This window comes from Rouxiella sp. S1S-2 (assembly GCF_009208105.1).
Taxonomy (GTDB): domain Bacteria; phylum Pseudomonadota; class Gammaproteobacteria; order Enterobacterales; family Enterobacteriaceae; genus Rouxiella.
On the sequence record NZ_WFKL01000001.1, the window covers coordinates 1,113,707 to 1,127,330 of the forward strand.

The 13,624-nt window shown below is 52.0% G+C and carries 16 protein-coding genes and 1 pseudogene; 10 read left to right on the plus strand and 7 right to left on the minus strand.

The features are described from left to right. The first annotated feature begins 337 nt into the window (after positions 1–337). On the plus strand, positions 338–1,174 hold the full coding sequence (yghU, locus tag GA565_RS05165) for a glutathione-dependent disulfide-bond oxidoreductase (RefSeq protein ID WP_152197611.1): 837 nt from the start codon (positions 338–340) through the stop codon (positions 1,172–1,174). A gap of 32 nt (positions 1,175–1,206) precedes the next feature. Here yghU and GA565_RS05170 read toward each other — a convergent pair whose 3' ends face one another. Next, on the minus strand, positions 1,207–2,232 hold the full coding sequence (locus tag GA565_RS05170; RefSeq protein ID WP_152197612.1) for a LacI family DNA-binding transcriptional regulator: 1,026 nt from the start codon (positions 2,230–2,232) through the stop codon (positions 1,207–1,209). Positions 2,233–2,446: 214 nt separating this feature from the next. Here GA565_RS05170 and GA565_RS05175 point away from each other — a divergent pair, with 214 nt between their 5' ends. The 3 genes from GA565_RS05175 (at position 2,447) to GA565_RS05185 (ending at position 4,543) form a co-directional block, all read left to right on the plus strand. After that, positions 2,447–2,890, plus strand: coding sequence for a PTS sugar transporter subunit IIA (locus GA565_RS05175; RefSeq protein WP_152197613.1), 444 nt, complete (start codon positions 2,447–2,449; stop codon positions 2,888–2,890). Positions 2,891–2,903: 13 nt separating this feature from the next. Continuing rightward, positions 2,904–3,170 (plus strand): PTS sugar transporter subunit IIB, encoded by a 267-nt coding sequence (locus GA565_RS05180; RefSeq protein ID WP_152197614.1) that lies wholly within the window; start codon positions 2,904–2,906, stop codon positions 3,168–3,170. A gap of 113 nt (positions 3,171–3,283) precedes the next feature. After that, positions 3,284–4,543, plus strand: a complete 1,260-nt coding sequence (locus GA565_RS05185) for a PTS ascorbate transporter subunit IIC (RefSeq protein ID WP_152197615.1) — start codon at positions 3,284–3,286, stop codon at positions 4,541–4,543. 29 nt (positions 4,544–4,572) lie between these two features. On the opposite strand, the gene GA565_RS05190 is transcribed toward GA565_RS05185, so the two are convergent. Beyond that, on the minus strand, positions 4,573–5,502 hold the full coding sequence (locus GA565_RS05190; protein WP_152197616.1) for a LysR family transcriptional regulator: 930 nt from the start codon (positions 5,500–5,502) through the stop codon (positions 4,573–4,575). Positions 5,503–5,627: 125 nt separating this feature from the next. On the opposite strand from GA565_RS05190, the gene GA565_RS05195 reads away from it, so the two are divergent. The 4 genes and pseudogenes from GA565_RS05195 to GA565_RS05210 form a co-directional block, all read left to right on the plus strand. Beyond that, positions 5,628–6,767, plus strand: coding sequence for a M20 family metallopeptidase (locus tag GA565_RS05195; protein ID WP_152197617.1), 1,140 nt, complete (start codon positions 5,628–5,630; stop codon positions 6,765–6,767). Positions 6,768–7,158: 391 nt separating this feature from the next. Further along, a complete protein-coding gene (locus GA565_RS05200; RefSeq protein WP_152197618.1) occupies positions 7,159–7,842 on the plus strand; it encodes a nucleoside recognition domain-containing protein in 684 nt (227 codons plus the stop codon). Continuing rightward, a complete protein-coding gene (locus GA565_RS05205) occupies positions 7,835–8,302 on the plus strand; it encodes a YjiG family protein (RefSeq protein WP_152197619.1) in 468 nt (155 codons plus the stop codon). Before GA565_RS05200 ends, GA565_RS05205 begins: the two co-directional genes overlap by 8 nt. 30 nt (positions 8,303–8,332) lie before the next feature. Then, positions 8,333–8,551: pseudogene (locus GA565_RS05210) on the plus strand (amidohydrolase); the annotation flags it as partial. A gap of 15 nt (positions 8,552–8,566) precedes the next feature. Here GA565_RS05210 and GA565_RS05215 read toward each other — a convergent pair. Further along, positions 8,567–9,040 (minus strand): Lrp/AsnC family transcriptional regulator, encoded by a 474-nt coding sequence (locus GA565_RS05215; RefSeq protein WP_152197620.1) that lies wholly within the window; start codon positions 9,038–9,040, stop codon positions 8,567–8,569. Between the two features lie 154 nt (positions 9,041–9,194). Between GA565_RS05215 and GA565_RS05220 the strand changes: the two genes are divergently transcribed. Beyond that, entirely contained in the window at positions 9,195–9,599 is a 405-nt protein-coding gene (locus tag GA565_RS05220; RefSeq protein ID WP_152201322.1) for a DUF2000 domain-containing protein, read from the plus strand. 54 nt (positions 9,600–9,653) lie between these two features. On the opposite strand, the gene GA565_RS05225 is transcribed toward GA565_RS05220, so the two are convergent. After that, complete coding sequence (locus tag GA565_RS05225) at positions 9,654–10,208, minus strand: GNAT family N-acetyltransferase (RefSeq protein WP_152197621.1); 555 nt, start codon at positions 10,206–10,208, stop codon at positions 9,654–9,656. 145 nt (positions 10,209–10,353) lie between these two features. Between GA565_RS05225 and GA565_RS05230 the strand changes: the two genes are divergently transcribed. Next, a complete protein-coding gene (locus GA565_RS05230; protein ID WP_152197622.1) occupies positions 10,354–11,175 on the plus strand; it encodes a CPBP family intramembrane glutamic endopeptidase in 822 nt (273 codons plus the stop codon). Here GA565_RS05230 and GA565_RS05235 read toward each other — a convergent pair. The 3 genes from GA565_RS05235 to GA565_RS05245 form a co-directional block, all read right to left on the minus strand. After that, entirely contained in the window at positions 11,169–11,714 is a 546-nt protein-coding gene (locus tag GA565_RS05235; protein ID WP_152197623.1) for a D-alanyl-D-alanine carboxypeptidase family protein, read from the minus strand. The two genes, GA565_RS05230 and GA565_RS05235, sit on opposite strands and share 7 nt — an antisense overlap. Before the next feature lie 6 nt (positions 11,715–11,720). Beyond that, positions 11,721–12,533, minus strand: a complete 813-nt coding sequence (locus GA565_RS05240) for a gamma-glutamyl-gamma-aminobutyrate hydrolase family protein (protein WP_152197624.1) — start codon at positions 12,531–12,533, stop codon at positions 11,721–11,723. Between the two features lie 124 nt (positions 12,534–12,657). Next, the gene (locus GA565_RS05245; RefSeq protein WP_152197625.1) at positions 12,658–13,620 is read right to left on the minus strand and encodes an isoaspartyl peptidase/L-asparaginase family protein; all 963 of its coding nucleotides are present in this window, start codon (positions 13,618–13,620) and stop codon (positions 12,658–12,660) included. Between the last annotated feature and the right edge of the window lie 4 nt (positions 13,621–13,624).

The window sequence follows — 13,624 nt, forward strand, 5'->3', positions numbered from 1 at the left end:
GAAGTGTGATAAGAATCCGAAAGTGTTAAATTTTATGATTTAATTTGTTAATTTTAGGTTAAATAATTCAGATTTCGGTATCTACTCATTCATCAAACTCTGTGTAATTTGTTAAATTATAAGTTTTAGTGATCATTTGTTTAACATTTCACTAACAAAAAGGCCTTCTTACTGGGCATTTATCACTGCACCGTGACCCCGTTTTTAAAATGAATGTGTAAAGTGTGAGAATTATCACGCGTCGGTCAACAGCACAGGGTGAGTATCCGCTGTAACCGGTCTGGTCTACACTGATTTCAGGCAAGAACTTCATACTATAAAATACAGAGGAAGTGTCATGAGTTATCAACCACCTAAGGTCTGGGCGCTAGACAATGAACTCGGCGGCCCGTGGGGCAAGCTAAATCGCCCTGTTGCAGGCGCAACGCATGAAAAAACGCTGCCCGTAGGCAAGCACCCAATTCAGCTTTACTCGCTGGGTACGCCAAACGGTCAGAAGGTCACGATTCTGCTGGAAGAGCTGTTGGCATTGGGTGTGAGCGGTGCGGAGTATGATGCATATTTAATTAAAATTAACGAAGGCGATCAGTTCTCCTCTGGCTTTGTAGACGTCAACCCTAATTCCAAGATCCCCGCACTGCTTGATAACTCTGGATCTTCACCGATCCGCGTATTCGAATCTGGGGCGATCCTGCTGTATCTGGCCGAAAAATTTGGCCACTTCCTGCCTAAAGATCTCGCGGCGCGCACTGAAGCGCTGAACTGGCTGTTCTGGTTGCAGGGTTCTGCGCCTTACGTCGGCGGTGGTTTTGGACACTTCTATCACTATGCACCGGTCAAAATCGAGTACGCCATTAACCGCTTTACCATGGAAGCCAAGCGCCAGCTCGACCTGCTCGATCAGCAGCTGGCGAAGCATCGCTTTATTGCCGGTGATGAGTACAGTATCGCGGATATCGCTATCTGGCCTTGGTATGGCGCATTGGTGAAAGGTTTACTGTATGAGGCGGCCGAATTTATTGACGCCAAGTCTTACACCAACCTGCTGCGCTGGGCCGATGAAATCGAGGCCCGTCCGGCGGTGGCGCGTGGGCGCATCGTTAACCGCACTTGGGGGGACAAGCAACTTCCTGAGCGTCATGATGCGTCGGATTTTGAAGCACTGGGCCTGTAAGTTAGATTAGTCACACTTTACCCGCACCGTGGTCAGTGTACCGCGGTGCTGGCGCGTAACATCACCTGCGTAGGCAGCGTCACACTCTCTTCAATCTCATCGCCATTGATCGCGGCCAGAATCAGTTTACCGGTCTGGGTGCCCATTTGTTTGTACGGGACAGCCACGGTGGTCAGCGCCGGTGAGCACAGCTGCGCAATGTCGCTGTCACCCAGGCCGGTGACGGCCAACTGGGCCGGAACCGAGATCCCTTTTTTATGGCAGGCGGCAATCGCCCCCATTGCCAGCTCGTCGGACGTGCAGATAAGCAGGTCCAGCTCGGGCCAGTTAAGCAATATTTCAGGCAGCAGACTTTGCCCGAGTTGCGCATTGGGGGGCTGTGTCGAGCTGACCACCCGATGCGGCGACTTGTTTAGCGAAAGCATGGCGGAGTGCCAACCGCTGAGAATTTGCTGCACGATATGGTGTTCGTGCGCCGCACAGAGCAGGGCAATATTTTGGTATCCCTTCAGCGCCAGCGCATTGATCAGCTGCTTGATGGCCAGACCATAGTTGGAACCGATATTAATCCCCAAGGGGTCGATGATGGTGCCACCGACCTGAACCACCGGGATGGTGGACTTGAGCAGCAGATTAGTGCTCTCTTCGGTGCTGTCAAAATTGTACATCACCATCGCCGCCGGGCTGTATGACAGCATCATTTCAATCAATTTTGACTCGTCGGCCGCAGTGTAATGGTCTTCGGCCAAAATGACGTTATAACCCTTCGGCTTTAAAACGCGGTGCAACGCTTCGGAAAACAGGGCGCAGCCGGGCGTGCTCAATGAAGGCACTACCATGGTCACCAGGCGAGATGTTGAGGACGCAAGATTGCTTGCCGCCAGATTGGGCACGTAGCCCAGCTCACTGATCGCGGCTTCAATTTTTTCTCTGACCTGGGGCGAAACTTTTTCCGGCTCTCGGAGCACGCGGGAAACGGTCATGGTACTGACGCCGGTCATTTTTGCGACATCAGCCAAAGTACTCTTACCTGAGTTTCGCCGTTGTTTTACCTTCATTTATTCCTCTGTCGTTCGTTGCGCAATGGCGGCCTGCGGGCCTTTCCCTTTTTACGCCTATGGCCAATTATAGTCGATAGGTCAAATAATTGTTAGCGTTAACATCGTGTTATCATTTTACGTGTTAGCGCTAACAGCTTTTGCGATTCTCATCACAGAAAATAGACGGATGCTTCACATATACTCCTGAAAACATTATTTGACTGAGGTTCTCATGCTCGCTAAATGGTTAACACAGGAAAGAATAAACATCGTTGAGCGCGTCGAGGGCTGGCGCGACGCCGTAAGTATTTCTGCCGCGCCGTTACTGCAGGCGGGTGCGATTACTCCCGATTACGTTGAAGCCATTTTTGCCTCCCATGAAAAGCTCGGCCCTTATTACGTGATTGCGCCAGGGTTGGCAATGCCGCATGCACGACCAGAAGAGGGCGTGGTGACGCCGGGCCTTTCTCTGCTCTATGTCAAAGAGGGCGTGCACTTTGAGTCAGAAGAGAACGATCCGGTTTACGTGATCGTTATGCTTTGCGCCATTAACGGCGACGAGCATCTGGAAATGATTTCACATCTGGCTGAGTTGTTTAGTGATGAAGACGACTTCCAGGCGTTAATTAAAGCCGATACCTACTCGGCGCTGAATGCACTTATCCAAAAATACTAATTTAAGGTGTGATATGAAAAAGATCCTGATTGTTTGCGGTAACGGTTTAGGCAGCAGCTTTATCGTTGAGATGAACGTTAAAAAAATCATCAAAGAATTGGGCAAAGAGGCCGAAGTCAGCCATACCGACTTAAGCTCAGCCAAGTCTGAACCGGCTGATATCTATATTGGTTCCAGCGAAATTATCGCTAGCCTGGACGACGGTAAACGCACAGTATTTGGTTTGAATAACCTGCTGGATAACGCCAAAATCAAAGAAATTCTAACCAATAATCTATAACACCTAGCCTATAACGATAAGCCCCAAACCTTTCAGGCTGCCACAGGGCGGCCAGTTTCCCTCTGCGCTTGAAAGGCCAAAGGGACAATATTACCGATTATTTGGAGTGGTTTATGCTCACGTTTATTATTAATGATGTACTAGGGACGCCTGCAATACTCGTTGGCCTGTTTTCATTAATTGGCCTGCTGCTACAGAAAAAGTCTTTCTCAGATACTATTTCCGGCACCCTGAAAACTATCATGGGGTTCCTGATTTTAATTGCCGGTGCGGGCGTTATTGCCACCACGTTGACCAGCTTCAGTGAGTTATTTGTTCACTCCTTTAATATTCAGGGCGTGGTGCCAAATAACGACGTCGTCTCGGCGATTGCACAAAAGAATTTTGGTACTTCAACGGCAATGATCATGATATTGGGCATGCTGTTCAATATTCTGTTTGCTCGTATTACACCGCTAAAATACATCTTCCTGACCGGTCACCATACGCTTTATATGGCAGCCATGTTGGCGGTGATTCTGGCAACCGGTGGGATGAGCGGATTCCCGCTGGTATTGACCGGCGCACTGATCCTCGGCGCACTGATGGTGATATCACCGGCTATCTTGCAGCCATTTACCCGTAAAATCACCGGCACTGACGACTTCGCGCTGGGCCATTTTGGTTCAACCGGTTACTTCTGTGCGGCGCTGGTGGGTAAACTGATTGGTAAAGGCAGCCGTTCGACCGAAGAGTTCAAGGTGCCTAAACACCTGAAGTTCTTACACGACTCTTCAATCGCTATCGCGCTGACCATGACCATCCTGTTTATCGTTCTGGTATTGATTGCGGGTAAAGAATTCACCGAGACTCAGGTCAGCGGCGGTCAGAACTACATTATCTTCGCCATTATTCAGGCTATTACCTTTGCTGCTGGTGTTTACATTATTTTAGCCGGTGTGCGCATGGTCATTGCCGAAATCGTCCCTGCCTTTAAAGGTATCGCCGATAAAGTGGTAAAAGACGCAAAACCTGCGCTGGATTGCCCAACCGTATTCCCGTTTGCCCCCAACGCGGTGATTATCGGTTTCCTGAGCAGCTTCTGCGCCGGTCTTATCTGCATGTTCTTCTTCCCGATGTTGGGACTGAGCATCATCGTACCGGGACTGGTTCCGCACTTCTTCTGTGGTGCAACCGCAGGTGTTTACGGTAATGCAACCGGCGGACGTCGCGGCGCGATTGTTGGCGCCTTCGTCAACGGACTGATCATCTCCTTCCTGCCAGCAATCTTGTTGTCAGTGTTGGGCGGGCTGTCTAACTCCACCACCTTTGGTGATGCGGACTTCGGCGTCGTCGGGATTATCCTCGGCAAACTGATGAGTGCATTCCACTAAACGTTCCTTTCTTTAATATAAGAGAAAGATTACGCAGGGGGAGCTTCACGCTCCCCCTTTTGCTGGAAACAATTCAACAATAGTTGCCAGAGGTGATGTGCCGCCGGCGTAAATCTTCGGTCGGAATTGCGTAAAAGATGGCACTGCGCCTCGGTCGCAATGGGATGATCGATAGGCACGGCGACCAGAATATTGTGCTCAATCCGCTCGCCCGCCGCCTGTGCGGTCATAAACGAAATCCCCATCCCTGAAATACTCAAACTCATGGCGGTCGAAAACAGGTTACAGCGGTACGCCGGAGTAAACAGGTAGCCCTTACTTTGGAACATGGCGTTCATGTGGCGCTGCAAGCCAAATGTTTCGCTCAGCGAAATCAGGCGATGCTTATTCAACTCTTCAATAGTGACCTTCTTTAAAAGGGCAATCGGATGCTGCGGATTGACGACTGCGCAAATCGGCCCCCAGGGAAAGCTGTGGCGCTTTAATTCCGGATTACCAATCGGCCCAAAAGCCAGCGCCATGTCGGCCTCTCCCTGAACGATGGCCGCCAGTGTGTTCTGCATATTGCCCGCCACAATTTCGACAAACACGTGGGGATAAGAGGCGGCAAACTTTTTCAGCACGTGCTCCACAAAGGTATCAACCAACCCTGCACCCACGCGAATGACGATTGCGCCGCTTTTCATATAGCGTAAATCTTTCAAATGGCGCTCGAGCCGGGTTCGCCGTTCGCGGCTTTCAAAGAAATCATCGGCCAGCAGTTTACCAGCCTCGGTTAGCACCACGCTACGGCCTTTGCGTTCGAGCAGCGGCAGTTGCAAAGTACGTTCAAGCAGGGCGATTTGCCGGCTAATCACCGACGCATTAATGCCCAGAATATCCGCCGCTCGCCGGATACCGCCCTGAAGACCGACTTCATACAGATAGCTGATTTGCTTTTCGTGAAACAGTTGGCTCATTTTAACGACTCATGACTGTTGCTTATAGGTCAACAATATACTCATTGACGCTACATTTATAGGGAGCGCCAGGTTAGTGATAATCAAATTGACCTCTAAACTGATGCACAATGTCTGGAATACCTATGGCCACACCTTATGAATATCTGCAGCAGCACGCGCCGCTTATCCTCAGTGACATTAAACGTCTGGTGCAAGCACAGTCTCCTTCGTTGAATAAAGAAGCTACTGATCTGTGTGGTGAGGTTCTGCAAAGTCTGGTGCACGAACGTCTGGGCGTGGCGGCTCAGGTCTGTCAGCAGCCCATATTGGGCAATCATTTGCTGTTTTGCATCGGTGAAGGCCCGCAGGTCACCAGTATTCTCGGGCACTTTGATACGGTGTGGGAGATTGACGAAATTCCGCTGCGCGAAGAAGACGGCAAGCTTTACGGCCCGGGCGTGTTGGATATGAAAGCCGGTCTGATTCAGTCCATCTGGGCGGTGCGTGCATTAATACAGACCGGCCGTCTGGCACAGCACAGCATTCGCATGATTTGTCCTTCCGATGAGGAGCTCGGCAGCCCCAGCTCCCGTCAATGGATTGAGCAGCAGGCCCGCGGCTCTTCGCGCGTTTTAGTGGCTGAACCGGCCGTCGCACACAGTAATGAGGCCAAAATTGCCCGCAAAGGGTCGGGACGTTTTGAGGTTCGCATCACCGGTCGCGCGGCCCATGCGGGCAATAATCCCGAAGAGGGCATTAGCGCGGTGCAAGAGATGGCGCACCAGATACTTTATCTCCATGCCTTAAACGCGCCTGATGTTGGCACTACGGTGAACGTAGGGGTGGCAAAAGGCGGCAGTAAAATCAACGTAGTGGCGGACGAGGCGACGCTAGGCGTTGACCTGCGCGTGACCAATATGGCCGAAGCGGTGCGGGTAGAGGCGGCCATTAAAGCCTGCAGGCCGCAGCTTGCGGGCGCAAAAGTGGTTGTTACCGGCGGCATGTCACGGCCACCCATGGAGCAAACGCTGCAAAACCTGGCACTGTTTCAACAGGCGCAGAAGGCGGTAAAACGCTTGGGCCTTCATCTCGAAGGAAAAGCCGTTGGCGGCGGCAGTGACGGTAATTTTACCTCTGCACTGGGCATCGCCACGCTTGACGGGTTGGGCGCGACGGGATTAGGAATTCATGCGCGCCACGAGCACATTATTATTGCAGATATTGCGATGCGCGCGGCACTGATGGCCGAAATCATTCTGGGTGACGCAGGAAACAGCGCATGACTCAGCGTTAACCCAAAGCCACCTACCCAACGTGGGTTCTATTCTGATGCACTGCGCTCCAAAATAGTGCGCGAAGTGGGTGGGTGAGCAGATTATTAAGTCGGTTAATGATTACCATCCTTATTTAATTAAGGGTGGTTTTTGTGCTTATATTAATTTTTATTTTTTTAGTTGGTTTTTTCTAATTTATTTAACTTAAGATTGCTTATGTTTATTTTGCAATATTGTTTTGCTGTTTTTGGCATATTGGCACGGATCCTGCCTTATCTCTCATGAGTGAAAAATAATAAATGCGCGACGTAATAGTAATGGTCAGAAGATTATTAGCCATGGGGTTAATTAAGCACTGACGGGCATTGGATTCGAATTAACACCAAAGAAGGTAGGCTGCATGAGTGATACACGAATATCTGAAGATAAACCGGTCGAAGAAGCAGAAGAATGGAAAGTCGGCAAAGGCGCTTATATTGCCTTGGTTGCCGTTATTTTAATGTTCTCCGGCGCTTTTTTAAAAGTGGACGGCATGCCGTGGCTGGGCGCGTTTGACTTTACCACGCTGGGCGGCGCTTTTGGCACCATGAAAAATACCAGCACCGACACCTTTATTGGGTCCGGGGGGCTCAGCGCCAAAGCAGGATTCCTCTTCGCACTGTCTCTGGTGCCTACAGTAATGCTGGCGCTGGGACTGCTGGAAATATTTACCCACTATGGGGCAATCCGCGCTGCGCACAAGCTGCTGACACCGCTGTTAAAACCTATATTGGGCATTCCGGGGCACACCGGTCTGGCATTAATTACCGACCTGCAAAGCACCGATGCGGGCGCGGCGTTGAGTAAAGAGCTTTTCGACAGTAAACGTATTACCCGCAAAGATGTCGTTATTATGGGCGCCTGGCAGTATTCGGGCGCGGGGTTAATTAATAACTACTTTACCATTGGGTCCGCGATGTTCGCGTCATTAACTATTCCGGTGATTGTTCCGCTGTTGCTGATGTTTGTGATGAAGTTTGTCGGCGCGGTGTTTGTACGCTTCGTTCTGAATACTGTTTATAAAAGAGATTTCGACAATGAGTAATGTAGCCAAGATTTCAAATAACCCGTTCGATATTTTTGTTATTGGCGCGCGCAAAGGTTTCAATATCGCCATTAACAATCTGATGCCCAACGTCATCATGGCCTACGTTATTACCGAAATTCTCAACCTGCTGGGCGTGATGAATTTCGTGGGTCATCTTTTTGCACCTTTAATGGGCCTGCTGGGCTTGCCGGGTGAAGCGGTTACCGTTCTGCTGACTGCGTGGTTGTCGTCTTCTGCCGGAACCGGTGTGGCGATTAGCTTGCTGAGCAAGGGCACATTAGACCCTGCACAGTTAACTATTCTGGCACCGGCTATTTTCCTGATGGGCGCGCAGCTGCAGTACATGGGACGTTTGTTGGGCGTGGCCGATGTGCCGAAGAAGTACTGGCCGCTGCTGATGCTGACCAGCGTGCTCAACTCGATTATTGCCATGATTGTTATGCGAATTGTTTCCTGATAACTCGACCACGACGGTCATTCATCGGTGGTGCTGGGTGCCGAGGGGCTGACTGAACCAAAATTTACCCCGGGCAGTGAAGATTTTTTCCACTATCCGCGCCAGCGTCCTGAGGTTAACACCGGATTCTGGGGATTGGGCGCCAATCTGACGCCGGGGCTTCATCATCCCGAAATGCGCTTTGATCTTGAGGCGCTGGAAATTGGCGTGCGCGAGTTTAAAGGCTGCGTGCAGAAGGTATTAGGTTAATCAGTGCGTCGGCGTTTACGCGCCCACCGGCAGCGGGGTGAGTGGTTTCACCTCGCGCAATACCAGCGTCGTGTGCATCTCTTTAATCCCCGGCAGTCGGCGGAGGGTGGACATGGCGAAGGTGGAGAAAGTGTCGAGATCTTCGGCCACGACCTGCAGCAGAAAATCGGCGTCGCCTGCCACGGCGTAGCAGGCAATCACCGGCTCGAGTGCCGCAACCTGCCGCTCAAAATGCTGTGCTTCCTCCTCGCTGTGGCTGTCTATCTTCACCCGAATAAACGCCAAGATCCCCAGCCCCAGTTTGCGGCGGTCCAGCACGGCCTGATATCCGGCAATCACGCCGCTTTCTTCGAGCTGTTTCACTCGTCGCCAGCACGGCGAGGTGGCCATGCCTACCTTATCGGCCAACTCCTGATTGGTTATTCTTCCCGCCTGCTGCAATTGCTTGAGGATCTTGATATCGGCCAGGGTAAAAAGTCGAGTTGGCATGGCTTTCCTCATCTGATTAAAAATCCGGTAGGATTTTCCAAATTTATCGTGTTTAACCGGTTAAAAGGAAGCACTTTCCTGCGCAATATCGTTATGATTTTTTATCAGAATTTAAGTATCAGCGGTCAACAAGGAGAGTATTTTGATAGAAACAATGCGTATTGCGGTGATTGTAAACCCCGCGCTTCCATTAGGGCTGCTGGCCAATACCAGCAGTGCGGTGGCGATAGGTTTAGCGGCCAAGTTCCCGGCGCTGGCGGGGGGCAGGCTTAGCGATGCCGATGGCAAGACTATCGACGTGAGTTCAAAACTGCCGGTTCCTATCCTGCAGGCCACGGCAGATCAAATCAGTGCACTCTTGCACAAAGCATTACAGGCAGAAGGCGAGGTGGCGATTGTGCCATTTCCTGCCTTTGCCCGCGCGATGCACAACTTTGATGAGTATGCGCGGCATTTTCCTGAAAGAAATTTGGCTGAGGAAACACTCGACGGCCTGGGGTTGGCAGGACCGGAGAAATGGGTTAAGTCACTGACCGGCTCGCTTAAACTATTACGCTGAGGCTTATTTATTATTCCAGTGCTGAATCAAGTTGAATCACCGCACTGCCACCGGCTAAGAGAGGTGGGCAGGATTAATGAGCGAGACCAGCACGTGATCCTGCCATTGACCGGCTATTTTTAAATAGGATTTTGCGTAGCCTTCTTTTTCGAATCCCTGGCGCTGGAGAACGCGGGCGCTTTTTTCGTTATTCGGGATATAACCCGCCATGATCCGATGCAGGCCAACGTCCTCAAAGATAAATTTAATGGCACGGTTAAGCGCCTGCGTCATCACGCCGCGACCCTGCTGGTTCTCTGCCAACGAATAGCCCAAATGACAGGCCTGAAACACGCCGCGCACAACGCCGGTAAAACTGACCACCCCCAGCATCTCGCCGCTGATACGGCTCATAATCCCAAACTGATAGCTGCTGCCGAGCGCTGCTTCGGCTTGGCTGTTGACTAGCCGCTGATGCACCTGAGCGCGGGAGTAGAAGTTTTCAGGCCTTAACGGTTCCCAAGGAGCCAAATGGTTATGATTGACGGCAAAATAGTTCTGCACCTGCGGCGCGTCTTCTGGGGTTAATATTTTTAGGTAGAGGTTATCAATAGAGAGTTCCAGTTCCATTGTTCGTTTCTCGCTTTGTTAAGTTTTTTAAATGTTTATCAATGCTTTATTGTTATGGCGATTGTCGTAATGTACAAGTTTGAGCGTGAAATATCACCTATAATGAGCGCCGCAGAATAGCTGCTACTGATAAGGAGAAACTCAAATGTGGTGGATGCTAGCCGGCTCATTGGCCGTCTTGCCCATGCAGCGCACACTGGCGTTACTGTTGGGCGTTATCAGTGTGGGATGGGCATGCGCAGCAGGCGTTGTCGATCTTCGAGGTTTGATTATCCTCGGTATTATTGTGCTGATTGCGCGAGTAAGAATGCATGCGCAGGGGCGTTCGCATGCATTAACGTTAGGCGCAGAAGCTTTACTACTTGCCGCCGGGCTGGCTTTATTTGGGCATCTTATACCCGGATTCTTTAATCCCAAAATACTCGACGCCGTGAAAACGGGGCCACACAGTGCGCCATTTACCCTGTATTTTAATTTTGACAAGGCGCTGCTGCCCTTTGTGCTGCTGGCAGCGTTGCCGAGCCTGCTGTTTGTAAAAAGCAGATTCAGCCCCCGAATCTGGCAGTGGCTGCTGTTAGCGGCGAGCATCCCCCTTTTACTGCTGGTGGCAGTGATGCTCGGCGGCCTGCGCATTGAGCCGCATTTCCCCGATTGGCTAGGCAGTTTTATGCTGGCAAATCTTTTTTTTGTCTCCTTTGCTGAAGAGGCACTGTTTCGGGGCTATCTGCAGCAGCGCGTGGCGGGATGGTTGGGAGACGTTCCGGCGCTGCTGATTGTTGCGCTGGTATTCGGGCTGGCCCATCTTGCCGGTGGCGCACTACTGGTCATCTTCGCGGCGTTGTCCGGTCTTATATATGGGCTGGCGTGGATGTGGAGCGGCAGACTGTGGGTCTCAACCCTATTTCACTTTGGGCTTAACCTCTGCCATTTATTGCTGTTCACTTATCCGTTTTATCAGTCTCACTGAGGCGCGGGATGCCAACACCAATGCCAGGGTTCGTAAATAAATCCCCACGGGTTGTTTAGGGGGAAAGACATGACAAAACCGAATTCACCTGCGTGTTGTCGCAACCATTCAAAAGCGGGCGTTTCACCAAATACGCCGCTGACCTCATCACAGTCAGGAGTGTTGATGTCAACGGCGCAGCCGGTGTGGTGTTCACTGCAGCCGGGCGGGGCGAGGTAGCTGAAAAACGCCGCAGGAGGAATACCCAGTTGCTGTTTTTTGCGGATCAGCGCCATTTGATACTCAACGCTGCGCCATGCTGATACCAGATACAGGTCAATGCCAGCAGCCTTGGCAGATTCACGCAGTTTCCACCAGGCTGCTGCCGCTTCTGGCGTTAAAAGAAAGGTTCTGCCTTCGGCATGGGTCTCGGCGGTGACGAGAGAAGCGCTATCAACTTCAGGAAAGAACGGCAGAGTGCGGTGAGCAATCACTTCGCTGTCAATACCCAGTTGCTCTAGCCATTGCTTAATTTGTTTCGCGTTTTCAACGGCAAACATGGGCAGTTATTTCCCGTGAGACAGGTTCATGGCTTTGGCCATCGCCTTGCCGGAAGAACGGCGCGCATTTTTATAGTCGTCGGCGGCTTCGACAAAGGCTTTCAGCAGTTGGCGGTCCTGCTCATGCTGCAAATACTCCGGATGCCACTGCACGCCGAGGCAGAAATAATAGTCATCGCACTCAATGCCTTCAATTACCCCGTCTGGAGACACCGCATTAACGCGGCAGCCTGATCCCAGCGTTTTCACGGCCTGATGATGCGAACTGTTCACCTCATATGTGCGAGCGCTGACTAACTTGCTAAGCCTCGTGTTCTCAAGGATTTCAACCTGATGACGGGCGCGTTTCTTGCCGCCCGCATTTTCGGTGTCTACCGTGGTGCTGTGCTCGAGCGCGTCAGGCAGGGCGTCGGGAATGTGCTGAATAAGCGTGCCACCGGTCAGTACGGCCAGCAACTGCTCGCCGCCGCAAATCCCCAGGAGCGGCATGTCGCGGAGCATGGCCCCTTTGACAATCGCGCTTTCAAACAGCGTGCGCGCCGGTTTTAGCCGAACCTGGTCACTGCTTTGCTGCTCATTAAACAGTTCCGGCGGCACGTCGAACGCACCGCCGGTAACGATTATTCCATCACACAGGGCCAAAAATTCATCGGCCAGCTCGCCGTGGTGGGGCAGCGCCAGCGGGACGGCACCCAACTCGGCCAGGCTGGCCATATAGTTTTGACGCAGTGCATACCACGGATAATCGGCATAACCACCGGCTTCTTCGCTGTCTAACGTCACGCCTATAACCGGCCTGGAATGAGGAGTAATGCTCATGCTTATTCACCTGCGATATCACACTGAAACGACGTGAGGCACGGCAATTCAGTGCGGGAAAATTTCAATACCTTAAGATATCAACGGTGAAGCCAAGGTCAATGTTAATTATTGTACAATTTAATCACAGGTCGAAGTCATAGAGCTGATGATGGCTTGCTACAACGCCACGTCCGTCTTCGGTAACCCACGCGCGGAACATGCCGAGCGTATTGTAGGGCGCACTGACCTGGCCGTTGGCATCAATGGCAATAACGCCTGCACCCACGCCAAGGTCGCGAAATTCGCCCATCACCAGATGCTCGGAAGCCGTTTGCAGCTTTTCGCCGGCATAAATCATGCGTGCGGCAATATCGTAGGCCATCACGTTGCGGATAAAATACTCACCCTGACCGGTGCCTGAAACGGCACAAACGCCGTCGCGGGCGTAAGTGCCCGAGCCAATTAACGGGCTGTCACCGATGCGTCCAACCGGTTTATTGGTATAGCCCCCGGTTGAGGTTGCCGCCGCCAGATGCCCCTGTGCGTCTAGGGCGACGGCGCCCACCGTGCCGTGTTTTTCAGATTCACGCGCCGCTTTGAAAGTGCCCGCTATCTGGTGGCGGCGCATAGAATCAAGCGCCTGTACGCGGCGTGGGGTGGTAAAATAGTCACTCTCGACGCAGGCCAGACCCTGATCTCGGGCATAGTCGTCGGCACCGGATCCGCTGAGCAAAACGCTCTCGCCGCCGTCGAGCAGGCTGCGGGCCGCCAGTACCGGATTACGAATATGGCGTGCACCGCAAACTGCACCGGCGGCCAGCGTAGTGCCGTCCATAATGGCCGCATCCAGTTCGTGCTCGCCCTTGGCATTAAGTGCCGCACCGAAGCCAGCATTAAAATAGATAGAATCTTCCATCACTAAAACGGTAGCTTGCACTGCATCCACGGCGCTGCCGTTTTGCTGCAGAACTTGCCATCCGGCGCGCAAAGCCTGCTTGAGATCGTCGCGGGCTTCCTCCCACTCTTGCGGTGTCATGTCTTCTTCGGCCATCACGCCGCATCCGCCGTGCAGCGCCAAGGAAATAGCGGCAGTTTTATCAGTCATTGTC

What these genes read in the sequence shown, in the direction of transcription:
- GA565_RS05230 (WP_152197622.1), top strand. Translation starts at nt 10,354, where the DNA reads ATGTGGTGGATGCTAGCCGGCTCATTGGCCGTCTTGCCCATGCAGCGC.
- GA565_RS05190 (WP_152197616.1), bottom strand. Translation starts at nt 5,502, where the DNA reads ATGAGCCAACTGTTTCACGAAAAGCAAATCAGCTATCTGTATGAAGTC.
- GA565_RS05240 (WP_152197624.1), bottom strand. Translation starts at nt 12,533, where the DNA reads ATGAGCATTACTCCTCATTCCAGGCCGGTTATAGGCGTGACGTTAGAC.
- GA565_RS05215 (WP_152197620.1), bottom strand. Translation starts at nt 9,040, where the DNA reads ATGCCAACTCGACTTTTTACCCTGGCCGATATCAAGATCCTCAAGCAA.
- GA565_RS05185 (WP_152197615.1), top strand. Translation starts at nt 3,284, where the DNA reads ATGCTCACGTTTATTATTAATGATGTACTAGGGACGCCTGCAATACTC.
- GA565_RS05225 (WP_152197621.1), bottom strand. Translation starts at nt 10,208, where the DNA reads ATGGAACTGGAACTCTCTATTGATAACCTCTACCTAAAAATATTAACC.
- GA565_RS05170 (WP_152197612.1), bottom strand. Translation starts at nt 2,232, where the DNA reads ATGAAGGTAAAACAACGGCGAAACTCAGGTAAGAGTACTTTGGCTGAT.
- GA565_RS05245 (WP_152197625.1), bottom strand. Translation starts at nt 13,620, where the DNA reads ATGACTGATAAAACTGCCGCTATTTCCTTGGCGCTGCACGGCGGATGC.
- GA565_RS05200 (WP_152197618.1), top strand. Translation starts at nt 7,159, where the DNA reads ATGAGTGATACACGAATATCTGAAGATAAACCGGTCGAAGAAGCAGAA.
- GA565_RS05195 (WP_152197617.1), top strand. Translation starts at nt 5,628, where the DNA reads ATGGCCACACCTTATGAATATCTGCAGCAGCACGCGCCGCTTATCCTC.
- GA565_RS05205 (WP_152197619.1), top strand. Translation starts at nt 7,835, where the DNA reads ATGAGTAATGTAGCCAAGATTTCAAATAACCCGTTCGATATTTTTGTT.
- GA565_RS05235 (WP_152197623.1), bottom strand. Translation starts at nt 11,714, where the DNA reads ATGTTTGCCGTTGAAAACGCGAAACAAATTAAGCAATGGCTAGAGCAA.
- GA565_RS05180 (WP_152197614.1), top strand. Translation starts at nt 2,904, where the DNA reads ATGAAAAAGATCCTGATTGTTTGCGGTAACGGTTTAGGCAGCAGCTTT.
- GA565_RS05220 (WP_152201322.1), top strand. Translation starts at nt 9,195, where the DNA reads ATGCGTATTGCGGTGATTGTAAACCCCGCGCTTCCATTAGGGCTGCTG.
- yghU (WP_152197611.1), top strand. Translation starts at nt 338, where the DNA reads ATGAGTTATCAACCACCTAAGGTCTGGGCGCTAGACAATGAACTCGGC.
- GA565_RS05175 (WP_152197613.1), top strand. Translation starts at nt 2,447, where the DNA reads ATGCTCGCTAAATGGTTAACACAGGAAAGAATAAACATCGTTGAGCGC.